Annotated in this window: 22 protein-coding genes and 1 tRNA gene; 15 read left to right on the forward strand and 8 right to left on the reverse strand. The window is 60.7% G+C overall.

All coding sequences use genetic code 11. The features are described from left to right. Nucleotides 1-39: 39 nt before the first annotated feature. From dapF to PY793_RS07205, 10 genes are all read left to right on the forward strand, one after another. Nucleotides 40-855: a diaminopimelate epimerase gene (gene dapF / locus PY793_RS07160; RefSeq protein ID WP_275177410.1), complete on the forward strand. Its 816-nt coding sequence runs from the start codon at nt 40-42 to the stop codon at nt 853-855. Continuing rightward, nucleotides 852-2,099: a tRNA (N(6)-L-threonylcarbamoyladenosine(37)-C(2))-methylthiotransferase MtaB gene (gene mtaB, locus PY793_RS07165; RefSeq protein WP_275177411.1), complete on the forward strand. Its 1,248-nt coding sequence runs from the start codon at nt 852-854 to the stop codon at nt 2,097-2,099. Before dapF ends, mtaB begins: the two co-directional genes overlap by 4 nt. A 1-nt stretch (nt 2,100) precedes the next feature. Beyond that, nucleotides 2,101-3,030 carry a signal recognition particle-docking protein FtsY gene (gene ftsY / locus PY793_RS07170; protein WP_275177412.1) on the forward strand — a complete coding sequence of 310 codons (930 nt, stop codon included), beginning with the start codon at nt 2,101-2,103 and terminating at the stop codon, nt 3,028-3,030. 119 nt (nt 3,031-3,149) lie between these two features. After that, nucleotides 3,150-3,455, forward strand: coding sequence for an AtpZ/AtpI family protein (locus PY793_RS07175; RefSeq protein ID WP_275177413.1), 306 nt, complete (start codon nt 3,150-3,152; stop codon nt 3,453-3,455). Between the two features lie 50 nt (nt 3,456-3,505). Further along, complete coding sequence (locus PY793_RS07180; protein ID WP_275177414.1) at nt 3,506-4,255, forward strand: F0F1 ATP synthase subunit A; 750 nt, start codon at nt 3,506-3,508, stop codon at nt 4,253-4,255. Between the two features lie 52 nt (nt 4,256-4,307). After that, nucleotides 4,308-4,532 (forward strand): ATP synthase subunit C family protein, encoded by a 225-nt coding sequence (locus PY793_RS07185; protein ID WP_025828682.1) that lies wholly within the window; start codon nt 4,308-4,310, stop codon nt 4,530-4,532. A 28-nt stretch (nt 4,533-4,560) separates the two neighbouring features. Beyond that, the gene (locus PY793_RS07190; RefSeq protein WP_275177415.1) at nt 4,561-5,163 is read left to right on the forward strand and encodes a F0F1 ATP synthase subunit B family protein; all 603 of its coding nucleotides are present in this window, start codon (nt 4,561-4,563) and stop codon (nt 5,161-5,163) included. A gap of 33 nt (nt 5,164-5,196) precedes the next feature. Continuing rightward, nucleotides 5,197-5,691: a F0F1 ATP synthase subunit B gene (gene atpF / locus PY793_RS07195; RefSeq protein ID WP_408744686.1), complete on the forward strand. Its 495-nt coding sequence runs from the start codon at nt 5,197-5,199 to the stop codon at nt 5,689-5,691. A gap of 27 nt (nt 5,692-5,718) precedes the next feature. Continuing rightward, nucleotides 5,719-6,486: a glycosyltransferase gene (locus PY793_RS07200; RefSeq protein ID WP_275177417.1), complete on the forward strand. Its 768-nt coding sequence runs from the start codon at nt 5,719-5,721 to the stop codon at nt 6,484-6,486. Next, complete coding sequence (locus tag PY793_RS07205) at nt 6,480-8,180, forward strand: ArnT family glycosyltransferase (protein ID WP_275177418.1); 1,701 nt, start codon at nt 6,480-6,482, stop codon at nt 8,178-8,180. The genes PY793_RS07200 and PY793_RS07205 overlap by 7 nt, the downstream gene beginning before the upstream one ends. A 175-nt stretch (nt 8,181-8,355) precedes the next feature. Here the strand turns inward: PY793_RS07205 and PY793_RS07210 are convergent. After that, nucleotides 8,356-8,431, reverse strand: a tRNA-Thr gene (locus tag PY793_RS07210). Between the two features lie 286 nt (nt 8,432-8,717). Between PY793_RS07210 and PY793_RS07215 the strand changes: the two genes are divergently transcribed. From PY793_RS07215 to PY793_RS07230, 4 genes are all read left to right on the forward strand, one after another. Then, on the forward strand, nt 8,718-10,196 hold the full coding sequence (locus PY793_RS07215) for a paraquat-inducible protein A (RefSeq protein ID WP_275177419.1): 1,479 nt from the start codon (nt 8,718-8,720) through the stop codon (nt 10,194-10,196). After that, the gene (locus PY793_RS07220; RefSeq protein ID WP_275177420.1) at nt 10,193-11,899 is read left to right on the forward strand and encodes a PqiB family protein; all 1,707 of its coding nucleotides are present in this window, start codon (nt 10,193-10,195) and stop codon (nt 11,897-11,899) included. Before PY793_RS07215 ends, PY793_RS07220 begins: the two co-directional genes overlap by 4 nt. A gap of 4 nt (nt 11,900-11,903) precedes the next feature. Next, nucleotides 11,904-12,620 carry a PqiC family protein gene (locus PY793_RS07225; protein WP_275177421.1) on the forward strand — a complete coding sequence of 239 codons (717 nt, stop codon included), beginning with the start codon at nt 11,904-11,906 and terminating at the stop codon, nt 12,618-12,620. Between the two features lie 134 nt (nt 12,621-12,754). Beyond that, complete coding sequence (locus PY793_RS07230) at nt 12,755-13,537, forward strand: acetoin reductase (RefSeq protein WP_275177422.1); 783 nt, start codon at nt 12,755-12,757, stop codon at nt 13,535-13,537. Nucleotides 13,538-13,624: 87 nt separating this feature from the next. On the opposite strand, the gene purF is transcribed toward PY793_RS07230, so the two are convergent. The 4 genes from purF to metH form a co-directional block, all read right to left on the reverse strand. Next, complete coding sequence (gene purF / locus PY793_RS07235) at nt 13,625-15,112, reverse strand: amidophosphoribosyltransferase (protein ID WP_275177423.1); 1,488 nt, start codon at nt 15,110-15,112, stop codon at nt 13,625-13,627. Nucleotides 15,113-15,158: 46 nt separating this feature from the next. Next, on the reverse strand, nt 15,159-15,683 hold the full coding sequence (locus tag PY793_RS07240) for a CvpA family protein (RefSeq protein ID WP_275177424.1): 525 nt from the start codon (nt 15,681-15,683) through the stop codon (nt 15,159-15,161). A gap of 66 nt (nt 15,684-15,749) precedes the next feature. After that, nucleotides 15,750-16,079: a phosphoribosyl-ATP pyrophosphatase gene (locus tag PY793_RS07245; RefSeq protein WP_275177425.1), complete on the reverse strand. Its 330-nt coding sequence runs from the start codon at nt 16,077-16,079 to the stop codon at nt 15,750-15,752. A 47-nt stretch (nt 16,080-16,126) separates the two neighbouring features. Beyond that, a complete protein-coding gene (gene metH / locus PY793_RS07250; protein ID WP_275177426.1) occupies nt 16,127-19,633 on the reverse strand; it encodes a methionine synthase in 3,507 nt (1,168 codons plus the stop codon). Here metH and PY793_RS07255 point away from each other — a divergent pair. Further along, nucleotides 19,632-20,117 (forward strand): hypothetical protein, encoded by a 486-nt coding sequence (locus PY793_RS07255; RefSeq protein ID WP_275177427.1) that lies wholly within the window; start codon nt 19,632-19,634, stop codon nt 20,115-20,117. The genes metH and PY793_RS07255 overlap by 2 nt on opposite strands. A 64-nt stretch (nt 20,118-20,181) precedes the next feature. Here PY793_RS07255 and PY793_RS07260 read toward each other — a convergent pair whose 3' ends face one another. The 3 genes from PY793_RS07260 to flgF form a co-directional block, all read right to left on the reverse strand. Then, nucleotides 20,182-21,270 carry a flagellin gene (locus PY793_RS07260; protein ID WP_275177428.1) on the reverse strand — a complete coding sequence of 363 codons (1,089 nt, stop codon included), beginning with the start codon at nt 21,268-21,270 and terminating at the stop codon, nt 20,182-20,184. A 26-nt stretch (nt 21,271-21,296) separates the two neighbouring features. Further along, entirely contained in the window at nt 21,297-22,898 is a 1,602-nt protein-coding gene (gene flgK, locus PY793_RS07265) for a flagellar hook-associated protein FlgK (protein ID WP_275177429.1), read from the reverse strand. Between the two features lie 143 nt (nt 22,899-23,041). After that, entirely contained in the window at nt 23,042-23,785 is a 744-nt protein-coding gene (flgF, locus tag PY793_RS07270) for a flagellar basal-body rod protein FlgF (RefSeq protein ID WP_275177430.1), read from the reverse strand. Nucleotides 23,786-24,116: the final 331 nt, after the last annotated feature.

Here is a 24,116-nt window from a genome sequence, read left to right on the forward strand (position 1 = left end):
GCATGGCATCCCGGTCTGAATTGGCATATAAGGCGCGCAATGCTGACCTCTTTTTACAAAATGCACGGTCTGGGGAATGATTTTGTCATTCTCGACGAGCGGATGGGTGCGCTGCCCCTGACCCCTGACCGTATTGCCGCTCTGGCGCACCGCCGCCGGGGTATTGGCTGTGACCAGCTTGTAACCCTGCATGCGCCCACGGTGCAGGGGGCTGATGTGCTTGTGCGCTTTTTCAACCCCGATGGCTCGGAGGCAGGGGCCTGCGGCAATGCCTCGCGCTGTGTGGCCGACCTTGTGTGGCGTTGTAGCGGTAACGCAACACCCGTGCTGCAAACCCGCGCAGGCGTCCTGCCCACCAGCAGAACTCCCGATGGGCTGATTACGGTGGATATGGGCGCGCCCCGCACCCACTGGCAGGATGTGCCACTGGCCATGGCGATGGATACGCTGCACCTGCCCCTGCCGGGGGACCCGGCGGCGGCTTCCATGGGGAACCCGCACGCCACGTTTTTTGTATCCGATTTTGGTATGGTGGCGCAGGGGCATGCGCTGGAGCATGACCCCATTTTTCCCGAACGCGCCAATATCGGCTTTGCCCGTATGGATGGGCCACACCACATGCGCCTGAAGGTGCATGAGCGCGGTGCGGGCATGACCGAGGCCTGCGGGTCTGGCGCCTGTGCCGCTGTGGTCAACGCCGTGCGGCGTGGCCTTGCCGCACGGACCTGCGCGGTGGAACTGGATGGCGGCACCCTGCGCATTGTCTGGTCCGAGCAGACGGACCATGTGCTCATGACCGGTTCCGCCACCACAGCTTTTGAAGGGACGGTCGATCTGGCCGCCTACCCATCATGACCACCCGGCCAGAAATCCTGACCTTCGGCTGCCGCCTGAATACATGGGAAAGCGAAGTCATGCGTGACCATGCGCAGGGGTTGGGCAATGTGATCATTGTCAACACCTGCGCGGTGACGGGGGAGGCCGAGCGGCAGGCAAGGCAGGCCATCCGCCGTGCCCACCGTGAAAAACCCGATGCCCGCATTGTCGTGACCGGCTGTGCCGCCCAGATCCACCCCGAAAACTGGTCCACCCTGCCCGGCGTGACCCGTGTTCTGGGGAACGAGGAAAAACTGAAGGCCGAAAGCTGGTCCCCCGCAGCTCTGGCCGAACCCGTGGCCGTGTCCGACATTATGGCGGCAAGGGAGACGGCGGCCCATCTGGTGACCGAATTTGCAGGCCGTACCCGTGCATTTGTGCAGGTGCAGCAGGGGTGCGACCACCGCTGCACCTTCTGCATCATTCCTTTCGGGCGCGGGCCTTCCCGCTCCGTGCCGGTTGGTGCCGTGGTGGAGCAGGTGCGCGCACTGGTGGGTGCGGGCTACCGCGAGGTGGTGCTGACCGGCGTGGACATGACATCCTGGGGCGCGGACCTGCCGGGCAAGCCCGTGCTGGGGCAGTTGTGCCGCCGTGTGCTGCGGCTGGTGCCCGAACTGGAGCGGCTGCGCCTGTCCTCGGTCGATCCGGTGGAAATTGATGAGGACATCTGGCAACTGCTGGAGGCCGAGCCCCGGTTCATGCCCTATCTGCATCTTTCCCTTCAGGCCGGGTCGGACCTTATTCTCAAACGCATGAAGCGCCGCCATCTGGTGGAAGATGCCGCCCATGTTGTGGCGCGCGCCAGAAGCCTCCGGTCCGATATTGGCATTGGCGCCGATCTTATTGCCGGTTTTCCCACCGAGGATGACGCCCTGTTCGAGCAGACGCGCGCCTTTGTGGCGGACATGGCGCTGCCTTACCTGCATGTCTTTCCCTACAGCGAGCGTGAGGGCACGCCAGCGGCGCGCATGCGTGCGGTGCCCGTGCCCCAGCGCAAGGCACGTGCGGCCACCCTGCGGGCGGTGGGGGCCGCATCTGCGGCGCGTTACTACGCAAGCCTGCTGGGCCAGCCCCAGCGTGTGCTGATGGAAACCCCCACAACAGGACATAGCGAGCAGTTTGCACCCGTCCGCCTGAGCGGGGCCGAAGCCTCGGTCGGGGACATTCTCTCCCTTCTGCCCATCGCGGTGGAAGAAGGCGGACTGGTGGCGGAAAGGATCTAGAATGGCGCTTGGTTTTTTCTCTCGTCTCAAGGAGGGGCTGTCCCGCTCCACCCAAAAGCTGGGTGGCGGGCTTACGGGTATCTTTACCCGCCGCAAACTGGATGACGAGGCGCTGGAGGAGCTGGAAGAACTGCTGATTACCGCAGACCTCGGCCCCGGCGTTGCGGAAAAGGTGATTGAGAAGTTTCGATCCAGCCGTTTTGGCACCGAAGTCACGGATGAGGAAATCCGGCTGGCGCTGGCCGAAGAAATTGCCCGGATCCTTGAGCCGGTGGCCGTGCCGTTTACACCCGACCCTGCCCACAAACCGCATGTGGTGCTGGTTGTGGGGGTCAATGGTGTGGGAAAAACAACCACCATTGGCAAAATGGCGCGCTTTTTTTCTGCTCAGGGCAGCAAGGTCATGATGGTGGCGGGGGATACGTTCCGTGCCGCTGCCGTGGAGCAGCTCCAGATATGGGGCGAGCGCACGGGCTGCCCGGTCATTGCGGGCCCCCCCGGTGCGGATGCCGCAGGCCTTGCCTACGAAGCGCTCAAGCGTGGCAGGGCCGAAGGGGCGGACCTTGTGTTTGTGGATACGGCAGGCCGCCTGCACAACAAGTCGGCCCTTATGGAAGAACTGGCAAAAATTATCCGCGTCATGCGCAAGTTTGATGAGGGCGCGCCCCATTCGGTCCTGCTGGTGCTGGATGCGACCACAGGGCAGAATGCGGTGGAACAGGTGCGGGTTTTTCGCGAACTTGTGAATGTGAGCGGGCTGGTTGTGACCAAGCTGGATGGCTCGGCCCGTGGTGGCATTGTGGTGGCGCTGGCTGACGGGTTCGGCCTGCCTGTGCATGCCGTGGGTGTGGGCGAACAGGTAGAGGATCTGCGGCCTTTTTCCGCTATGGACTATGCGCGCGGGCTGGTTGGCCTGCCCGGAACAGAGTAATCGGCGGGGTGGCGCAAATGCTACGGTGCAATATTTTGGACAGCAAGCCTGCTAAGGTTTCTTGACAGGATATGGCAGCCCCGTTAGCAAGCGCCTGCACCCCTTGGGAGGTGCGAGGTATGGGTAAGGAAAAAAACGATTCCTTTGACGCCAGATTGCAGTCGGCAGAGCGCCGCTACGGTCTGGTCAAGGAGGAAAAACCACAGCTTGATGCAAATGTGGAGGCTGACAGGTCTCTGGCTGCATTGGCGTTCAGAGCCGGGACAGAAATGCTCGCGGGGCTGGTTGTGGGGGTTGCCATGGGGTGGGAGCTGGATCACTGGCTCCATACCCGGGCGGTGTTTCTTGTCATCTTCGCACTTTTGGGCGGTAGCGCCGGAATGCTGAATGTTTGGCGTCTGGTCAGGACGATGGACGTAAAGTAAGAAGCTGAAGCCCGGATACTCGATTCGGGGCAAGGTCTAGGAGAGCGGTTGTGGCGGGCGGTTCCAGCATTAACGTACTTGAACAGTTTGAGCTCCACCCCGTTCTTGGCGGGCTGGGCGAGGCCCTGCGCTTCAGCCAGTCTCCGCTGTACATGATCGCGGCAGTCTGCCTTGTTCTTGCGTTCCTGTATTTTGGCATGCGCCCCGCAGCAGTTGTCCCCGGTCGGCTCCAGGCCGCAGCCGAGGTCTGCTACGAGTTCATTCACAACATGGCCGTGGACACGATCGGGCCGGAAGGTGCCGCCTTCTTCCCGTTCATCTTCACCCTGTTCTTCTTCATTCTGGCGGGGAACTACATCGGGCTTCTGCCGTTCTCCTTCACCTTTACCAGCCATATTGCTGTCACCTTCGCCATGGCGTTCATGGTGTTCCTGCTGACGGTTGTGGTTTCGCTCAAGGTGCAGGGTCTGCGGTTTTTCGCGCACTTCATGCCGGACGGCGCCAGCCCCTTTCTGGCTCCCCTGCTGATCCCGATCGAGATTCTCTCGTTCCTCTCCCGCCCGGTCAGCCTGTCCATCCGACTGTTCGCCAACATGGTTGCCGGGCACGTCATGTTCGATATTTTCGCAAGCTTTGTTATCATGCTCGCCAGTTTTGGCGTGGTGGGTGACGTGTTTGCGATCGGGCCTATCGCCATTAACGTGGCGCTTATGGCTCTTGAGTTGCTTGTCGGGGTATTGCAGGCCTATGTGTTTGCCATCCTGACGTGCATCTACCTGCGGGAGGCCGTGGCTCACTGAGCTGCTTTGCCCGTTTCGTTTGAAACTGTCTTAAAACAAGGAAGTGACTGATATGGACATCGCTGCAGCCCGGGAAATCGGTGCAGGTATCGCCGTTATCGCCCTCGCCGGCGTTGGTATCGGCCTCGGCAACATCTTCTCCACGCTGGTCAGCAGCATTGCCCGTAACCCGGCGGCTCGCCCGCACGTGTTCGGTCTGGGCATGCTCGGCTTCGCACTGACAGAAGCTATCGCCCTGTTCGCGCTGCTGATCGCATTCCTGATCCTCTTCGTCTGAGATCGGGAAAACAAGAGGAGACATTCCTGTGGGTGTGATTACGAAGACAGTTCGTGCCGGACTGCTTGCAACGGCTTGCGGCGTTTCTTTGCTGGCCGTTTCGGCACCTGGTGCATACGCCACGGGAATGCCTCAGCTTGACTTTGCCAATCCACTTGTGACCGGTCAGGTCATGTGGGGGGCAATTATTTTCTTCATCTTCTATCTTGTTCTCAGCAAGGCCATGCTGCCGGGTGTCGCCCGCGTCCTGCATGACCGTAGCCAGCGTATTACAGGTGATCTTGAGGTCGCCCGGTCCGCTAAACAGGATGCTGACAAAGCCGTAGCCGAACTCCAGCAGGCCCGCAAAGATGCCATGGCGGAAGCCCAGGCGCATCTTCAGAAGGTTCTGGACGAGGAACACCGTGCGGCCGACCAGCAGATGCAGGAAATCAACGCACGTCTGGCTTCCGAAATTGCGGATGCCGAAAAGAATGTTGCGGCAGAAAAAGCGCGGGCTTTAAGCGCGCTTAAAGAAATTGCGGCTGATACCACACAGGCGCTGGTCCAGCGGCTGACAGGTGTTGCGCCAGACGCCCAGCTTGTTGCCCAGAGTGTTGAGAGCGCATCCGCGCGTCGCAGCATTATCTGATCCGTTCTCAGGGGAATTTTGGTCATGACTGACATTTTTCATGTGGCGGGTTTCTGGGTCGCTGTTTCGTTTGTTCTGTTCTTTGCGCTGGCAGGTAAAAAGCTGTGGACGCCTATCGCGTCCATTCTGGACAGCCGCGCCAACCTGATCCGTGAGGAACTGGACGAGGCCGCCCGCCTGCGCCGCGAAGCCGAGCAGATGCTCGAAGATGCAACGCGTGAGCGTGAACAGGCTCTGGCGGAAGCCAAGTCCCTGATCGAGCAGTCCCGCATTAAAGCGGATGAGATGGCCAAGCAGGCCCGTGCAGAAGCCGAGGCCGCCGTGCGCCGCCACGAGCAGATGGCCCGCGACCGGATTGCCGCCGTTGAACGTGCCGCCGTAAAGGAAGTGCGCCAGCTTGCGATTGATGTAGCCGTTAACGCTGCGCACAGCATTATTCCTCAGACCATTGATGAGCAGAAAGCCTCCGCGCTGGTTGATCAGGCGCTGGCGGACCTGCCTGCCGCGTTCTCCCGTCAGGCTGCTTAAGCCCATCTCCCTTCAGGGTGCATATGTATGACACAAACGGTGCAAACCTCTGTGTCGCAGGCAAACGATGTTCAGCCCGTGCTGAGCATCGTTATTGCTGTTCTGGACGAGCAGGATAACCTGCCACAGGTCTGCCGCGAACTGGCCGAGGCCTGCAAGAGCCTCCCCCCATCGGAAGTCGTGTTTGTCAACGATGGGAGCCAGGACAATACGGTGGCCGTGCTGCGCCAGCTCCGACGGGATTGCCTGCCCAATCTGCGTATTCTCTCGCATGATCGGTGTTGCGGTAAGTCCGCAGGGTTACGCACGGGCATTACCGCGGCAAAAGGCCAGTGGATTGCCACGATTGACGGGGATGGACAGGACGACCCGCGTGAACTGGTGGCGCTGGTAGCGCTGGCGCGGGCCACTCAGGGCACGCCTCCGCTGGTGGTCGGGGTCCGCGCCAAACGCAAGGATGGCTGGTCCCGCCGTTTTGCCACGCGCTTTGCCAATGGCCTGCGCCAGAGGCTGCTACAGGATCATTGCCCGGATACGGGTGCGCCGATCAAGATTTTCCAGCGTGCGGATTTTTTGCGCCTGCCCCAGTTTGAAGGGCTGCACCGGTTTATGCCCGCCTTTTTTGCATCTTATGGGGTGCCATTGGTGTGTCATCCGGTTTCGCATCGGCCCCGGCTGCATGGGCAGTCCAAATATACCAATTTCAACCGTGCTGTTGTAGGCGTGCGGGACCTGCTGGGTGTCATGTGGCTGCGTAACCGCACCCGGCTGCCCAGAACGGTTGATGAATGCTAGGGCTTGCACGCGGCGCCCGGTTTCTGCCGTGGCGTGTGCTGGTGCTGATTGGTCTGGCAGCTTTTGTGCTGTTTCTGCCCGGCCGCATGACGACCCCCCCATTTGACCGGGATGAACCACGCTACATGGAAGCATCGGCCCAGATGCTGGAGACGCACAATTACGTAGATGTGCGTTTTCAGGATATGCCGCGCTACCTTCAGCCTGCCGGTATTTACTGGCTGGACTCTCTGGCCGTTAAGGCAGTGGGCATGGATTACGCCCGCACGGTGTGGCCGTACCGTATTCCCTCCCTGCTTGCCATGACCGGGGCCGTGGTGCTGACCGCCATGATGGGAGCCAGCCTGTTTGGGGCCATGGCGGGGGTTGGGGCTGCGGTTCTGCTGATGGCCTCGGTGCTGGTGGCGGCCGAGAGCCGTATGGGTACAATTGATTCGTGCCTGCTGCTCAGCGTACTGGTGGCCCAGTACGCTCTGGTGCGGGCACTGGCGGACAGGGAGGCCGCACGCGCCACACCTGCTGGCACGGCTCTTCTGTTCTGGGGGGCAGTAGGTTGCGGGCTTATGCTTAAAGGCCCGGTCGTGCTTATTCCATCCCTTGCAACGCCGCTGGTCATGGGCGTGGTGGAGCGTCATCTGGACCTGTGGCGCAGGCTGCGTCCGGCATGGGGCTGGCTTGTGGCCGCTGCCGAGGTGCTGCCATGGTGCGTGGCCATCGGGGTGGTCAGTCATGGCGAGTTCTTCAGGCGCGCGGTTGGGGGGAATTTTCTGGGCAAGGTGGCTTCGGGGCAGGAATCACATGGCCTGCCGCCGGGCTATCACATGCTTGTGTTCCTGATCGCGTTCTGGCCGGGCTCCTACTTTGCCGCCAGTGTGCTGCCACAGGCCTGGCGGGAGCGGCGTACCCTGCCGGTGCGTTACCTGCTGTGCTGGATTGTACCGCACTGGGTGGTGTTTGAAAGTATTGCAACCAAGCTGCCCCATTACGTGCTGCCCACATACCCTGCCATTGCCATATTAAGCGCGGGCCTGCTGGCGCAAAGTGGTGTTATGTGGCGTAACGGCCCGCACACACGCTGGGGCCGCCTGCTGCTTGGGGGGTATGCCGTATTGTGGGGCATGGCGGGCTGTGCGCTGGCCGTGGCGGGGCCGCTTTTGCTGTGGGTGCTGGAGCGCCAGATCAGTGTTTCCGCCCTTGTGCTGGCGGGTGGGGTTCTGCCTCTGGTCGGGCTGGCTGTGTGGCAGATCTGGCGGACGGAGCTGTGTTATGCGGCTCTGAGCAGTTGTGTCGCGGCGGCCTTGTTGTACGTGGGGCTGTTTACGGTTGTGGTGCCGCAATTGCGTAGCATCTGGCTGGCGCCCCGTCTGGTGGCGCTGGTGCAGGCGCACAAGCCCTGTGTGCAGACACAGGTTTATTCCGTTTCCTTTACCGAGCCCAGTCTGGTGTTCCTGATCGGGGGCAAGGTGGTGCTGGGGAGCCCCGCACAGGCCGCACAGGCCATGCGCGACCACCCGGCCTGCACTGCGGCCCTTGTGGATGTGCGCGAGCGCAAGGCGTTTATGGAAGCACTGGGGACGGATGCGCCAAAAGCGTTCAGTCGGGGCACGGTTGCGGGGCTGAACTATTCCAACGGCCATACCATGGCGATCAGCCTATACACGCTGGATGCGCCTGCGGTGGGTAAAACACACTAACCCTCTGTATGTGCGTGCTCCCCAGATGTGGGTGGCTATGGGGGCAGGTCTCTACGGAGCAGGTGCGCGCATAGCCTGAAGCAGGTCTGGTGCTTCCGGTCATATGGGTCTGTCCGCACAAAGCTACGGACGCGCCAGCGCCTTGCCGTAAAACAGATGACAATTCAGGGAAAAGTGGTGCCCGCTGACGGATTCGAACCATCGGCCCCATCATTACGAATGATGTGCTCTACCAACTGAGCTAAGCGGGCACAGCAGTGTGTGCGGTAGGCTGACTATCATGATCATTCAGAGCATGCAACATCCATTACGGCAGTAAAGGGGGCTTTTCTCCCCATATTTCCGTGCGGGCTGGTTTTTACGTCTTTGTTCGGTGTGCCGACCTGCAAGGGCAGGCGCATGGCGGCCCTGGCTCCGGCGTAAGGGTGGCGGCAGAGAGCGCCGGACACAAAAGCGCTGGGCGCAGGTCTGTATGGCAGGGGTGCCATACGGTTTTTTCAGTTACAGGTGGGGTGGTTGGTATTAAGAACAGAAGTGATGAACGTAACACAAGTCATGGCCCTGCTGCGGGAGGCTCTGTTTCCCGGCCGGGATGTCCCGGTGGATGAGGAACGGCACGTCCGGCTTTTGCGCGGGGTGGTGGAGTGTCCGTGCTGCGGGCATTACCAGATTCTGCCAGAACTTGCCCCCGGCACGCAGGCGCGCTGCTGCCGGTGCAACCAGTTGCTGGACCGGCGTAACCGGACATCTCCCATAGCAACGCCACTGGCCTTTTGCATCAGCTCGGCTTCGCTCTACCTTGCCATGCTGGCCTCCACCCTGATGATGCTGGACCTGTATGGCCGTCAGCGCACGGTGAATATCCTGACCGGCCCGATTGAACTGCTGCACGAGGGCTGGGGCGAGGTGGGTGTGCTGGTGGCCATTGCCACCATTATTGTGCCCGGTCTGGTGATTGGCATGATGCTGTCCATTCTGGTGGGGGCATTGCAGCCCGGACTGCCATTCTGGGTGCCGCATCTGCTCAAATGGTACGAACGCCTGCGCCCGTGGTCCATGGTGGAGGTGTATATTCTGGGTGTGTTCGTGGCCTACACCAAACTGTCCGATCTGGCTTATGTGCAGATCGGGGCGGCGGTGTTTCTGGTCTCGGGCCTTATGCTGACCATGTCCGCAACTGACGCCACGCTGGATACGGAGCTGATCTGGGAACGCAGGCAGACAGACCACAGCCTGCGCCGTATGGATAACAAACGCATCCGTCTGGTCTGCGAGAGCGTGACGCGCCAAACCCCCCTGCCGCCGCCTTCGCACATGGCGTCATGCCTGTCCTGTGGGGCAGTGCTGGCGTTTGAGCAACCCATGTCCGCAACCGGGGCTCTGGGCTTTTGTCCGCGCTGTGGCCACGTAGTGCGCCGCCGCAAGGCCAACGGGCGCACACGCGCGCTTGCGCTGCTTATTTCTGCCGTGGTGTTTTATCTGCCTGCCAATATCTACCCGGTCATGACAGTGATCCGCCTGGGGGGTGGCACGGGGCATACTATTATAGCAGGTGCGGTGGAGCTGTGGCAGGACGGGATGATCCCGCTCTCGCTGCTGGTGCTGTTTGCGAGTGTAACAGTGCCTGTGCTCAAGATTTTTGGCCTGCTGTTCATGCTCTTTACCACATGGCGGCGCTCGGAGCGCTGGCTGGTGGCGCGGACCAAGCTTTACCGGGTGATCGACGTTATTGGCCGGTGGTCCATGATTGACGTGTTCATGGTCTCCATTCTGGTGGCCATGGTCCGGTTTAACAGCATGGCCAGCATTACTGCCAATGGGGGTATGGTCTGCTTTGCCGCCGTGGTGGTGCTGACCATTTTTGCGGTGCATGCATTTGACCCCCGCGTTATGTGGGACGTGGTGGGCGACAATGAAACATCCTCTGATTGCGGTCTTGCCGGGCGGGCGACACCCGCCCCCGCGCCGCAGACAACTGCCGCGTATTTGAACAGTATGGAGCCGGACAGGGCGTGAACGACAGGCACAATTCTCCAAAACATGGTGAAAGTGACACTCAGGATGCGCTGGTGCGCAGGATCCGGTTTTCCATTATCTGGGTTATTCCCATTGTTTCGGTGCTGATCGCGGGTTTTCTGGTCTGGCGCAGCTTTGTGGATAACGGGCCGGAAATTTCTGTTATCTTTGATACCGCCGATGGCCTGACCAGCGGGCAGACGCAGGTTAAGAACAAGTCCGTGGTGCTGGGAACGGTGCAGAACATCTCCCTCACCTCCGACCTGCGCCATGTTCGTGTGTTAATCCGCATGAACAAGGGCACCAATGGCATGCTGACCGACAAGGCGCGGTTCTGGGTTGTGCGCCCCCGTATTAACGGGGCCAGCATTACCGGGCTGGAAACACTTATGTCTGGCGCGTACATAGCCTTTGATCCGGGGCTGGACGAAAGTGGCCATACTTCCGGCCAGCACAGGGACCAGTTTGAAGGGCTTGAAGCCCCACCGGGCATGCGCTCGGACCAGCCGGGCCAGACCTATACGCTGGTTGCCAATAATATTGGCTCGATCGGGCAGGGCGCACCGGTCTTTTTCCGCGATGTGGATGTGGGGGAAGTGCTGGGCTATACCATGCCACCGGGTGGACGCGGACCGGTGCTGATCCAGATTTTTGTCAAGGAACCCTACGACCATTACCTGAACGGGGGCACACGGTTCTGGAACGTGTCTGGCGTTAAGGTGGGCTTTGGGGCCGGTGGGCTCAAGGTGCAGTTGCAGTCCCTTCAGGCGCTGTTCTCCGGTGGGGTGGCTTTTGGCCTGCCCCCGCTCGATGAGGGCAAACTCCAGAGCGATCAGGCCGTGGCTGAGGCCAACACCGTGTTCAAACTCTATGAGAGCGAGGAAGATGCCCAGAACGCCGGGTACCATGAGCGTGTCTCCGTTGCCACGTATCTGACCTCTTCCGTCAAGGGGCTGGCTCCGGGGGCTGTGGTCAGCATGTTCGGGATTCAGGTGGGGAACGTCACCAGCGTCAAGCTGGACATGACCTCCACCCCCGGCCATCCGCGTGTGCGGATTGGCATGGAAATCCAGCCCGAACGTGTGATGACCTCCAAGGAACTGTCGCACGAGGAAGTCACGGACATGCTGCGGACACTGGTGGTCAACGGTCTGCGTGCGTCCACCGACAGCGCAAGCCTGCTGACGGGGGAAGGGCTGATCTCGCTCACCTTTGTCAAGAACGCGGGCAAGGCCACGACCAGCATGGAAGGGACCACGCTTGTCATTCCCGGTCAGCCGGGGGGGATGAGCGGGATTATGGAATCGCTTTCCACCGTAACCGACCGTCTGGCGGCCATGCCGTTCGAGCAGATTGGCACCAACGCCAACAACCTGCTGGCTCATGCGGACGAAACACTGAGCAGCCCGGATGTCAGGCAGTCTCTGGCCAGCCTGCGTGTGTCCATGCAGCATTTTCAGGCTTTGACGCAGGACCTGCAAAAAGGTCTGGCGCCACTCAGCCAGCGCCTGCCTGCCATGGCCGAACAACTGGACCAGATGCTCCACAACGCCAACCGCCTGCTGGCCAGCTATGGGGGCAACAGCGACTTCAAGCGCAACCTTCAGGCCATGGTCATCCAGCTTGGGCAAACCGCGCGCTCCCTGCGCTTTTTGTCCGATTTCCTGACCAACCACCCCTCTGCGCTCATATCGGGACGATAAGATCATGGCTCGCGTTAAACCTTACGGACTGGCTGGGGCTGGTCTTTGCCGCCGCAACGTTCTGGTCGGCGGGGCCTCGCTGGGGCTTATGGCGTTTACCCTTGCAGGCTGCGCCAGCAGCGGGGTGTCGCTTTACACGCTGGCGGTTGTGCCGGGGCAGGCACAGGCCGGTGGCCCACGCTTTGTAGAGGTGCGCCTGCCCAGCATTGCCTCTGGTCTGGACCGTGACCGCATTGTGACGGCCGATAGTGGTTATAAGCTGAGTGTTTCAGGCAGCGATGCGTGGAGCGATTCCCTTGTCAGCCAGATTGGTCACGCACTGGCGGGGGATCTGGCCCAGCGCCTGCCCGGTACGGGCGTGTTTGTGGAAAACGATGCCGCCGCCGCTGACCCGCAGGTTTATGTTGAGCTTTCGGTCAGCCGCTTTTCCACCGGACCATCTGGCAAGGTGGAACTGGATGCCATGCTCTCGGTCCAGCCTGCGGCTTCGGGCGCGGCCTACGGGCAGGGAACGCTCCAGCGTATCAGCCTGAGTGGCCCCGCTGGTGGCAGCACCATGAGCATGGTGCAGGGCCTCAGCCAGCTTCTGGGCCAACTGGCGGATGTGGCGGCAGGGCAGATCCGCCTGCTCCCCTCTGATGCCCCCAATGCGACCGCTGCTGCAACGCAGGATGCAGCCCGGCCCGCTTCCTCTTCCTCCGCGCAGCTACGCCGTCAATAAGGCGCACTCCGGTTTTCCCGTGGTGTCTGATGCCAGCCCCCGTATACACTGTGCGGGGGCTTTTTTTTGGTGATGGCTTTTTTTTGTTATTGCACTACGCTCGCCTTGTTTTCCATCACATGCGAGAGGTTCTCATGGCGGATATTACAGGAAAAGTGGCGCTGGTTACCGGCGGCGGGCAAGGCATTGGCCGTGGCATAGCCCTACGGCTGGCCAGAGATGGTGCGGACATAGCTCTGGTGGACATCCGCGAGGATCATCTGGCTGGTGTGGTGAAGGAAATCGAGGCACTGGGCCGCAGGGCCACCAGCTTTATTGCCGATATTGGCGACCGTGCGCAGGTGGCTGCGGCCATTGACCATGCCGAGGCCACGCTGGGCAGCTTTGATGTGATGATCAACAACGCAGGCATTGCCCAGATCAAGCCGCTGGCGGATGTAACACCCGAGGAAGTCCAGCGCATTTACCGCATTAACGTGGAAGGGACGCTGTGGGGTATCCAGCTTGCGGCTGCCAAGTTTATTGCGCGCAAAAGCAAGGGCAAGATTATTAACGCCTGTTCCATTGCCGGGCACGAAGGGTACGCCATGCTGGGGGTTTACTCCTCCACCAAGTTTGCGGTGCGCGGGCTTACGCAGGCTGCCGCCAAGGAATATGCCTGCCACGGCATTAACGTAAACGCCTACTGCCCCGGTGTTGTGGGGACAGATATGTGGGTGGAAATCGACAAGGAATTTGCCAGACTGACCGGCGCACCTGTGGGTGAGACGTACAGGAAGTTCGTGGACGGCATTGCCCTTGGCCGGGCCGAAACACCCGATGACGTGGCCGCACTTGTATCCTGGTTTGCTGGCCCCGATTCCGATTACGTGACAGGCCAGTCGATTCTGATTGATGGGGGCATGGTGTACCGCTAAGGGCACAGCCTGTGTCCACCCCAAAAAAAACCCGCCAGAGTGCGCCTCTGGCGGGGTTTTTTTTATAACAGGGTGGCAGGTTCCGGCTCAGGCTGAGTCGGGGCCGTATTCCGCATCGTGGTCAACCAGCGCAATGGGATATTCGCCGGTAAAGCAGGCATCGCAATAGGTGGAGCGGCTGGCCTTGCGGCTTTCATGCCCCATGGCGCGGTACAGCCCGTCGAGCGAGATAAAGGCCAGAGTGTCCACACCAATCAGTTCGGCCATTTTCTGCAGGTCGTTCTGGGCTGCCAGCAGCTTGCTGCGCTCTGGCGTGTCGATCCCGTAGAAGCAGGAATGTTTGGTGGGGGGGGAGGAAATGCGCATATGCACTTCCCGTGCCCCGGCTGCGCGCACCATGTCCACGATCTTGCGTGATGTGGTGCCACGCACAATGGAGTCGTCCACCAGCACAACGCGCTTGCCGTCCAGAATCGGGCGGTTGGGCGAGTGCTTCATTTTAACGCCCAGATGCCGGATCTGGTCGGTGGGTTCAATAAAGGTGCGGCCGACGTAGTGGTTGCGGATGATGCCCAGCTCGAACGGAATGCCGCTGGCCTCCGCATAGCCAATGGCGGAGGGCACGCCGGAGTCGGGTACGGGAACGACCACATCGGCCTCAATCCCGCTTTCCTGCGCCAGTTCACGCCCGATTTCCTTGCGTACGTTATAAACCGGCAGACCTTCCAGCACGGAGTCCGGGCGCGCAAAGTAGATATATTCAAACACGCAGAAATGGGGTTGCGTCTCTCCAAACGGGCGCAGGGAGCGGATACCCTCGTCATTGATGACAACCAGCTCGCCCGGTTCCACATCCCGCACGAATTCCGCGCCAATAATATCCAGCCCGCAGGTTTCGGATGCCAGAACCCATGCGCCGTTCTTGCCGCCTTCGCCCGGCAGCTTGCCCAGCACCAGCGGGCGTACCCCCATGGGGTCACGCACGCCGATCAGCGCATCCTGCGAGAGAACAACAAGCGAATACGCGCCGGTCACCCGCTTGAGGGCGTCAATCAGCCTGTCTTCCACCGTGGCGTAGAGCGAGATGGCGATCAGGTGCACGAACACTTCCGTATCCGTGGTGGACTGGAACAGGCAGCCACGGCGGATCAGCTCACGCCGGAGGGTATCGGCGTTGGTGAGGTTGCCGTTATGGGCCACCGCCAGCCCGCCAAAGGCGAACTCGGCAAACAGGGGCTGTACGTTGCGCAGCAGGGTGGCCCCTGTTGTGGCGTAACGGTTATGGCCAATGGCGCGTGTGCCAGCCAGTGTGGCCATGACGCGCGAATCACTGAACACATCGCCCACAAGGCCCAGCCCGCGGTGGGAATTGAAGCGGTGATGGGCCGGATCGAAGGAGACAATACCCGCTGCTTCCTGCCCACGGTGCTGGAGGGCATGCAGTCCAAGGGTGGTCAGGGTTGCTGCGTCCTTGGCGTTCCATATGCCAAAGACGGCACATTCCTCTTGCAGGTGGTCCTCGTCCGCACGGACAGGATCGGGGAGGGAAACGGACGGCGTGGAATGGGGGTGCATAAGCGCGCAGGGCCTCCGCAAATGGCTGGTACTGGCCGTATGGGGATTACAAGGTGGCGTCATGACCTGTTGAACGCTTTGGCGCAACCCCCTTTGCGTCAAATTCCGCCAGATAAGGGTGGATATAGGTTATGGCGGCGCGAATATAAGGTGTCAGCCGCCCGTTGGTCTCTATGGCTTCCATGTCTTCGGGCTGCAACAGCCATTGCCCGGTCATGAACAGCAGCACAACCACGCACATACCCCGCACAAGCCCGAACAGCCCGCCCAGTGTGCGGTCCAGCCCGTCCAGCGGAGTGGCGCGCACCAGCCGCACGATCAGTGCGGCCAGCAGATACCCTGCCACCAGAAAAAACAGCAGCACCAGCGCAAAGCTGGCCAGTTGCAGCCCTGTGGGGGAGTGAATGAACCGCCCCAGCCATGGCACGGGCACAGTATGGAAGCGAAACGCCAGCACACAGGCCACGGCCCAGCTGAGCAGGCCCAGTGCAAGCTGCGTAAAACCCCGCCACAGCCCATGCAGGCTGGAAAGGGCAACAATGATCAGGGATATTGCATCTATGGTGGCCATCGGCGCAGGCTTACAGGCCCCTGTAGAATGGGGGAGGAAGAGAAAAACGCATAAAGTCCGCGCCGCCTATGGCAGCTTGCTTGTGGTAACGCGCCAGGGCCTGCTGGGGCTGCCGTTTTTCTTTTTACGGTGAGGGGGCTGGTTGAGCTTGTGCAGCAGGTCAGACACTTCCACGCGGCGCAGGAGTTCGGTCCAGACATCGGCCTCATCCACCCCGTCCTGCACCCACATATGGCTCAGGGTTTGCAGGAACAGGGCGCTCTCACGCACAAGGTCTGCGTGTTTTGCGCTAATAAAGGCGGTTGTGCATCCGGTCGCGTGCAGCCCGACCTGCATATACAGGTCTTTGCGTTCCTGAGTAAGCGGCGGCGGCAGATGCGGACGGGAGTAGACCATTACGGGATGATGCGCCGCACCATCCCGGCTGGTCAATGCCCGGTTGATCAGATCGTAAAATATTTGGCGTGTTTGTTCAGCACCACCAGAGCGGAGGTGGACTGCTCCGGGTGGAGCTGGTCTCCATCGGTCAGGGATACGCCAATGCGCTCTGCACCCAGCAGGGAGAGAATGCTGCCCTGCTCCTCCAGCCGGGGGCAGGCCGGGTAGCCGAACGAATAGCGCGACCCACGATAGCCCTGCTGGAGCAGGTCTTCCATGTTCCGCGGGTCTTCGGCGGCAAAGCCCAGCTCGGCGCGGATACGCTTGTGTGTGTACTCGGCCATGGCTTCCGCCATTTCTACCGAGAGTCCGTGCAGGTAGAGGTAGTCCTGATACCGGTTTTCCTCAAACCAGTCGCGGGCAATGTCGGAGGCTTTCTGCCCTACGGTGACAACCTGCAGGCCTACCACATCGCGCTCGGGGTCGTTGATGTCGCGCACGAAGTCTGCAATGCATGCTCCATCCGCACGGGGCTGGCGGGGCAGGGCAAAGCGGGCGGCCTCGGTTGTGCCGTCCTGTTCAAACAGGACAAGGTCGTTCCCATCGCCTGCGGCTTTCCAGTAGCCGTAGCAGGCCTGTGGTTTAAGAATCTGCTTATCCGCCGCCAGCTTGAGCATGCGTTGCAGAATGGGGCGCAGTTCCTGCCGTGCCCAGACCAGAAACTCGTCCAGAGAGCGTCCCTGCTTGCGGAACCCCCACTGGAACTGGTAGAGCGCGCGCTCGTTCAGGAAGGGCAGAACAGCCTCGGGAGTGGCCTCCAGTACCTTCGCACCCCAGAAGGGGGGTGTCAGGCGGGGTTCGTCCGCGGTCAGGCGCGCACGGCGGATGGCGACCTCGGCCTTGTCCACCGGGGCGTAGCCGCGTGTTTCCGCTGTTTCTGGCGAGCGGGCGTTTTTGCGGGTGGCCTTGCCCTCGCGCCGCTTCTGAATGGCGGCCAGATATCCGTCAAACCCGCTTTTGGCGATCTGGTCCATCAGGGTCAGGCCATCAAATGCATCGCGCGCATAGGCTACGCGGCCGGTGGTGCCGTAGGCGGCCACGCAGTCTTCTTCCACGTAGTTGCGGGTCAGGGCCGCACCACCCAGCAGAACGGGGGTATCCAGCCCTGCGCGGGCGATTTCTTCCAGATTTTCGCGCATGATCACGGTGGACTTCACCAGTAGGCCGGACATGCCGATGGCGTCCGCTTTTTCCTTGCGGGCGGCGTCGATCATGTCGGCCACAGGCACTTTGATGCCAAGGTTGACCACACGGTAGCCGTTGTTGGTCAGGATAATGTCCACAAGGTTCTTGCCAATGTCGTGCACGTCGCCTTTGACAGTGGCCAGAACAATGGTGCCACGCTGCTGGCCTTCGGCGCGTTCCATGTGCGGTTCAAGCCATGCCACGGCGGCCTTCATGGTCTCGGCGGACTGAAGCACGAAGGGGAGCTGCATCTTGCCCGCGCCAAACAGTTCGCCCACCACCTTCATGCCATCAAGCAGCACGGTGTTGATGATGTCCAGCGGGGCCATGGTCTGCATGGCTTCGGCAAGGTCGGCTTCCAGCCCCTTGCGGTCGCCGTCCACAATGCGGTCCTTCAGGCGTTCTTCGGCTGTTTCGGCCTGCTTGCGCTTGACGGCCTCGGAGGCCTTGCGGTCTGCGAACAGCGCCAGCAGAGCCTGCAGGGGGTCGTAATCCTCTGTCCGGCGGTCAAAGATCAGGTCTTCGGCGACCTTGACTTCCTCGGGGGCGATCAGGTGCAGCGGGCGGATTTTGGAGACATGCACAATAGCCGCCGTCATGCCTGCCTTGACCGCGAGATCAAGGTATACCGAGTTCAGCACCGCGCGGGCCGCAGGGTTAAGCCCGAAGGAGATGTTGGACAGGCCCAGCACGATCTGGATATCGGGGAAGGCCTCGCGGATCATGCGAATCCCTTCCAGGGTCCACTGGCCGAGCTTGCGGTCATCCTCCACCCCGGTGGCGATGGTAAATGTCAGCGGGTCGATCATCAGATCGGACTGGGGCAGGCCGTATCTGTCGCATGCAAACTCCACCAGACGGCTGGCAATGCGCAGCTTGTCCTCGGGCTTGCGGGCCATGCCCACTTCATCAATGGTCAGGGCCACAACTGCTGCGCCAAACTTGCGCGCCAGTGCCATGCGGTCGGCTGCCGGGCCTTCGCCATCTTCGAAGTTGATGGAGTTGATGATCGGCTTGCCGCCATGCAGCTTGAGTGCGGCTTCGATGACCGGAGTTTCGGTCGAATCAATCACCAGTGGCGCGTTGACCGAGGAGGTGAAGCGCTTGATCACCTCATCCATTTCTTCGCGTTCGTTGCGGCCGACAAAGGCGGTGCAGACATCCAGCGCGTTGGAGCCTTCGCGTAGCTGTTCGCGGCCTACGGTTACGCAGCCGTCCCAGTCATGCGCTTCCTGAAGTTCGCGCCATTTTCTGGAACCGTTGGCGTTGCAGCGTTCCCCGATGGAAAAATAGGCGTTTTCCTGCCGCAGGGGCACCTGCGAATACAGGCTGGCAACGGAGGGCACCCACACGGCGGTACGCGCAACAGGGGCTGGGCGGTGGCGGCCCGTGGCCTCTGCCCGGCGGCGCAGCATGGCGTCCAGTGCGGCAATGTGCGGGGTGGAGGTGCCGCAGCACCCGCCGGTCATGTTAATGCCGTCTTCATGCACAAAGCGCTCAACCCATGTGGCCATGTCTTCGGGGCTGAGCGGGTAGTGTGTTTTGCCGTCCACCAGTTCGGGCAGGCCCGCATTGGGCAGGACGGAAATCAGGCGGGGCCAGTTTTCGGACAGCCAGCGCACATGTTCGGCCATTTCCTGCGGGCCGGTGGCGCAGTTCAGGCCGATCAGGTCCACATCCAGCGCGTTAATGACCGTGGCGGCAGCGGCAATGTCCGGCCCGACCAGCAGCGTGCCGGTGGTCTCTACAGTCACCTGCACAAAAATGGGGAGAGTGACGCCCGCTTCGGCCCGGGCAGTTTTAACGCCGTTGACGGCCGCCTTGATCTGGAGCGTGTCCTGGCAGGTTTCAATCAGCACCGCATTAACTCCGCCTTCAATCAGGCCACGGGTCTGTTCGGCAAGGGCGGCTTCAAGGCTGTCGTAATCAATATTGCCAAGGGAGGGCAGCTTGGTGCCCGGCCCCATGGAGCCCAGTACGTAGCGGTGGCGGCCATCGGCAAAGCTGTCCGCTGCTTCACGCGCCAGAATGGCGGAGGCACGGTTGATCTCACGCGTGCGTTCTGTCAGCCCGAACTCGCCCAGTGTAATGGGGGAGGCGCCAAACGTATTGGTTTCCACCATGTCGGCCCCGGCCTCAAAATACCCACGGTGGATTTCGCGGATCAGTTCAGGGCGTGACAGGGTCAGGACTTCGGTGCAGTTTTCCTGTCCCCAGTAGTCACGTTGCACATCAAGGTCGAGCATCTGGATACGGGACCCCATCCCTCCATCACAGAGCAGAACCTGTTCACGCAGGGCATCAAGAAGTGGCAGACGAGAAGACATGACAGCACAAGACCGGAATAGTGGGGAAGACAAGCCCCAGCCGCATGGGCGGGCCGAAGCCACATCCTTATTCCAGACGCAGGCTACCCTGTCCACCGCCATGCGCGCCCCGCCGTACATGTGCGGCGGGCGCATGCCGCTTTTTGTGCTGGGGGAGGCTCCACAGGGGCAGGCATGGCGGGGTAAGGGCGGTGTTGTGTTTGTGGGGGAAGCCCCTACCCCTGCGCAGACTCTGGGGTGGCGATGCGTGCTGGAATGGACCGGGGCCAAAGAGGCAGGCAGCCATGGCGGACATTGCCTGTGCTGTGTGGGGCGGGGTGGGCTGGACCAGTTTCTGCTGGCGCAGGCGCAAAGCCGGGTGCGCGGCGTGGGGGAGCCGCTGGAGGTTATGGTAGTGGTGTGCGCGCCCCAGCAGGTGGCGGTGTATAAAACCCGGCTTGAAAACTCGGTGTTTCTGTCTGCTTTTTATGCGCTGCAACCCTAAAAAAACAGCCTGATGGCGCGCATCAGGCTGTTTGGGGAAGCGTATAAGATTATGCTGGTGGCGCTTAGAGGTAGTTGGCCAGCGACATATTTTTCATATTCGCGATCAGCATGAACGACGCCTTCAGGCTTGTCTGCACATTGGCGGACTGGATGGCTACCTGACCAATATCGGTCGTGCGGGCGTTGTCGAGCTGGGTCTGCAGCGCTGTTGTCGTGTTGGTCAGCAGGGTGGATCGCGCGGTCAGGGCGTTCTGCTGCGCACCTACGGCTGTTTCCATGCTGATCAGCTGGTTGGTGGTGGTGACCAGCGAGGTATGGAGCTGGGCGACCATGTCGGAATAACCAGGACTGGTGGAGGACATGCCCTTCATGCCCGAAACCAGCATCATATCCCGCATCAGGTCCTTGATGGGGGAGCCGGTGGAGGTGGCGTTCGCGTCTGCCGGATTGCCCTGTGTGGCCACAACCCCGTAGCTGCTTGCCGTGCTGTCCCCCGTGATAATGCTGGTCTGCTGGCTTTTGGCCTGCGCCAGTGAATCCGCTGCACCGGTCGGGCTGGAAATGGTGCTCGAAAAAATGGAGCTGTCTCCATTCATCAGCGTGGTGGCCTGCTGCAGAATGGAGTCCATGCTTGTCCCCGATGCCATAAGGGGGGCAATCTGGCTGTTTGTGGTGCCGCTGGTCACGCTGGACGGGTCGGAGACCGGCGCTTCGGTCGAGGACTGCCCGGCAAAAACATAACCTGTGCCGTTGGAGATGTTCAGGACGGTTGCAAGCTGGCCAAGGCTACTGGATGCCTCGGTTGAGACCGCGTTAATCGTGGACGTGGAACTGGAGCCGCCAATGCTCAGCAGGTTTGTGGCCATGCTCTGGGCGAGCGAGACAATCTGCTTGAGGGCGCTGGCCGTAACGGTCAGGCTGTTCTGGGCATTGGTAATGTTGGTCTGCCAGGCTTTGACCTGCGTGATCTTTGGCGTCAGTTCAAAGACGTTGGAGCGGGAGGGGCCAAGACCAGCAAAGGTTTCTGACGTAATGCCGTTGCTGGAGGTCTGCCATGCCAGAGTGGTCTGGGCGTTGGTGAGTTCCTGCACGGCGGCGGTAAGAACAAGGTTTGCAGCGCTCGCGCCATACTGCCCGATAGAAGTGCTCATGGTAAAGTATCTCCCATTCCCAAGGCTTAGTTGATGGCGTTCAGAAGAGCGCTGAACATGGTCTGGACGGAGGAAATGATCTTGGCGTTGGCTGTATAGGCATTCTGCAACGCCACGATCTTGGCCATTTCGTTGTTCACGTTCACGCCCGACACGTTGGTGACCTTGGCGTTAATGGTGGTCTGCACGGCGGTTGCGTAGGTCAGGTTGGTGCTGGCCGTGCCGATCACTGCACCCTGGGCGGAGGTCAGGGAGGTAGCCAGTGCAACCAGCCCCTGCTTGCCGTTATACCCGGCCTGGAGTGTCCCGCTTGGTCCTAGCCCCGTGGTGGGGGCGGCAAGCGTGCCGCCATTGTCCACATCATCGCTGGAGGTGCCGAATGTGGTGCTCAGCACCTTGGTAATGGTGCTGATGCTGCCATCAGGGGCAAGCTGGGATGGCGTGGTGGCGTAGCTGTTGCTCACGCTGATCACGGAGGACAGGCTGACAATCCCATTGGGGGTTGTCTGGGTGGGGTTGTAGGACTGCGGGGTTGGGGTCTGGGCTGCGCCAGAGCTGTCCACGTCCGTACCGTTGGTGAACAGGGGCATGCCCGCGTTGTTGAAGCGGTTGATCAGCGTTGCGGAGAACGAATCAAGCTGCGCCTGCATGGTGGGGTAGGTTGTGTCGCGCAGGGTAATGTTTGCCCCCAGCGTGCCACTGGTCAGGTGGGACGTAATATCCGTAGTGGATATGTTGGTTGTCCCGTCCGCGACCGTAATGCCCGCAATGGCGGAGTTGGCCGGGTCGCCCGCCTTGTAATACATGGAATCGGTAATGGTGGTGTTGGCCGTACCGCCGTTTGTTGCGGAGAGCGGCCATGTATTGCTGGGCAGGGTCTGGGTGTTGTTGTTCAGGTCGATCTGGTCCGGGCGGGTTGGCAGCAGGGTGCCATCCTCGGTTGTGACAATCATATCGCCCTTGGAGGTCGCGGTAAACTTCACCCCCAGTTCGGAGGAGAGGTCGCTCATCACCTGAAGGCGGCTGTTTTCCAGACTGGACGTGTCGGACCCGATAGCCTGCAACCCCATGATCTGCTTGGAAAGCTGGCCGATCTGGGTCAGGTTCTGGTTGATGGTGGACACGGTGGAAACAATGGTGTTTTCCGCTGTCTGCCGCTGCTGGGTATAGGTGGACGCCAGCGTATGAATCGTATCGGTCAGGGATGTGGCCGCCGTGATGACTGCCGTCTGTGCCGAACTGTCGAGCGGGGTGGAGGTCAGGGAAGTCAGGGCGCTCTGCACATTGCCCAGTTCATCCGACAGGGTCTGGGTATTTCCCGATGTGGCGGAAGTGGACCCCTGGACGGATGCAACGGCTGCAAGCGAATTGGAGGAGGATGTCAGGGCCGAGACCTTGGCATTCTGGGTGTACAGCGAGGATTGCAGGAAGGGGCTGACATTGACCACCGTTTTGCCAATGCGCACCCCCGCGCCCTGATTGCCTGCAACAGCCGAGGTTACGCTGGCCGATTCGGCAGCATAGCCAGTAGTGCTGGAGTTGGCGACGTTCTGGGCAACAACGGAGTACTGGTATTCAATCCCGTTCAGCCCGCTGGAGGCTATTGATAGAGCTGATCCTAGGTCCATTGTATTCCCCGTCCGTCCATCACGGCGTGTTTTAAAAATCCGGTCACGAATAGCAGCCATTTGGCGGCAGTTAAAGGAGTCTTACGGCGCAATGGTTTTCAGAAGGTTAACGCGCGATGCAAAACGGTCTGCCCGGCTGCGCCCTAGCTGCTGGAATCCTGCGTGATCTTGTCGATCGCGTTGGTCCGGCGGGTGGATTCGGTCTGCACAAGCTGGAAGTTCAGGTCGTAATCACGCTGGATTTCCACCATGCGGGTGGTTTCCATAATGGCGTTGACGTTGCTGCTTTCCAGCATGCCCTGCCGTATTTCCTTGCGGGGCATGGCCCGTGTGGGGGTGGTGGGTTTGAGCAGATAGTTGCCCTCGGGCTGGAGGGTGTTCAGGTTGTCCACCGTCATCAGGTCCAGAGTGCCGATTGCACCATTCTGCGTGGAAATCGTGCCATCGGAGGAGACGGACAGAACATCGTCCTCGCGCGGGATAACGATGGGGCGCTGGAAGCGGTTGAGGATCGGGTTGCCGTTAATATCCACAATGGTTCCATCGGAGCGGCGCTGGAACTGGCCGTTGCGTGTCAGCCGCACGCCCTGCGTGGTCTGCACGGCAAAAAAACCTTCCCCGTTAATGGCAAAATCGGTGGGGTTGCCGGTCTGGCGCAACTGGCCCTGCCCGTGGTTCTGATAGGTGGCGCGGTCCTGTGTGTAGGCTTCCGTGCGCGCGCCGGGGATGCCGTGAATGTCTCTCTGTTTGACGATGTAATCCGAAAACAGCTCGCGGGAGGACTTGAAGCCCGTTGTATTGGCGTTGGCCAGATTATTGGACGTTACTTCAAGGTCATGCGTCAGCGCATTGATGCGGGACAAGGCGATGTAGGTCGTGTTGTCCATGGCTTCTAACTCCGGCGGGTGGTCTGGGGCTGTTTATGCACGGCAGGCCCCGAATCATGGGGCATGATATGGTTTGTGTGCCGGAAATCTATTGGATTGGCCATAATACAGCAACAGTGGATGTGTGGCATATACAACAAAACGTGGCCTGGATGTATAAGTGGTAAGGAACCGGCCAGACAAAATCTCTTGCAATGGTCATGCTGTCGTCTTACCTCTTGCAGACAATACATGGTGTGGCAGCATACCGGCTGTGCGTATGGCCATGTCAGTTCCCGCCCATGCTCCCATCATCGTACTGTTGCTGGGGTGAGCATGGTGCAAGGCACAC

Source organism: Acetobacter fabarum, from assembly GCF_029069195.1.
In the GTDB taxonomy this organism is placed as follows: Bacteria; Pseudomonadota; Alphaproteobacteria; order Acetobacterales; family Acetobacteraceae; genus Acetobacter; species Acetobacter fabarum_A.

Excerpts from the sequence above, each read along its gene's own strand:
- PY793_RS07260 (WP_275177428.1), bottom strand. The coding sequence starts at position 21,270 with ATGAGCACTTCTATCGGGCAGTATGGCGCGAGCGCTGCAAACCTTGTT.
- PY793_RS07175 (WP_275177413.1), top strand. The coding sequence starts at position 3,150 with ATGGGTAAGGAAAAAAACGATTCCTTTGACGCCAGATTGCAGTCGGCA.
- flgF (WP_275177430.1), bottom strand. The coding sequence starts at position 23,785 with ATGGACAACACGACCTACATCGCCTTGTCCCGCATCAATGCGCTGACG.
- PY793_RS07255 (WP_275177427.1), top strand. The coding sequence starts at position 19,632 with ATGACAGCACAAGACCGGAATAGTGGGGAAGACAAGCCCCAGCCGCAT.
- PY793_RS07240 (WP_275177424.1), bottom strand. The coding sequence starts at position 15,683 with ATGGCCACCATAGATGCAATATCCCTGATCATTGTTGCCCTTTCCAGC.
- PY793_RS07230 (WP_275177422.1), top strand. The coding sequence starts at position 12,755 with ATGGCGGATATTACAGGAAAAGTGGCGCTGGTTACCGGCGGCGGGCAA.
- PY793_RS07205 (WP_275177418.1), top strand. The coding sequence starts at position 6,480 with ATGCTAGGGCTTGCACGCGGCGCCCGGTTTCTGCCGTGGCGTGTGCTG.
- PY793_RS07200 (WP_275177417.1), top strand. The coding sequence starts at position 5,719 with ATGACACAAACGGTGCAAACCTCTGTGTCGCAGGCAAACGATGTTCAG.
- purF (WP_275177423.1), bottom strand. The coding sequence starts at position 15,112 with ATGCACCCCCATTCCACGCCGTCCGTTTCCCTCCCCGATCCTGTCCGT.
- mtaB (WP_275177411.1), top strand. The coding sequence starts at position 852 with ATGACCACCCGGCCAGAAATCCTGACCTTCGGCTGCCGCCTGAATACA.
- PY793_RS07225 (WP_275177421.1), top strand. The coding sequence starts at position 11,904 with ATGGCTCGCGTTAAACCTTACGGACTGGCTGGGGCTGGTCTTTGCCGC.
- PY793_RS07215 (WP_275177419.1), top strand. The coding sequence starts at position 8,718 with ATGAACGTAACACAAGTCATGGCCCTGCTGCGGGAGGCTCTGTTTCCC.
- PY793_RS07185 (WP_025828682.1), top strand. The coding sequence starts at position 4,308 with ATGGACATCGCTGCAGCCCGGGAAATCGGTGCAGGTATCGCCGTTATC.
- metH (WP_275177426.1), bottom strand. The coding sequence starts at position 19,633 with ATGTCTTCTCGTCTGCCACTTCTTGATGCCCTGCGTGAACAGGTTCTG.
- ftsY (WP_275177412.1), top strand. The coding sequence starts at position 2,101 with ATGGCGCTTGGTTTTTTCTCTCGTCTCAAGGAGGGGCTGTCCCGCTCC.
- flgK (WP_275177429.1), bottom strand. The coding sequence starts at position 22,898 with ATGGACCTAGGATCAGCTCTATCAATAGCCTCCAGCGGGCTGAACGGG.
- dapF (WP_275177410.1), top strand. The coding sequence starts at position 40 with ATGCTGACCTCTTTTTACAAAATGCACGGTCTGGGGAATGATTTTGTC.
- PY793_RS07245 (WP_275177425.1), bottom strand. The coding sequence starts at position 16,079 with ATGGTCTACTCCCGTCCGCATCTGCCGCCGCCGCTTACTCAGGAACGC.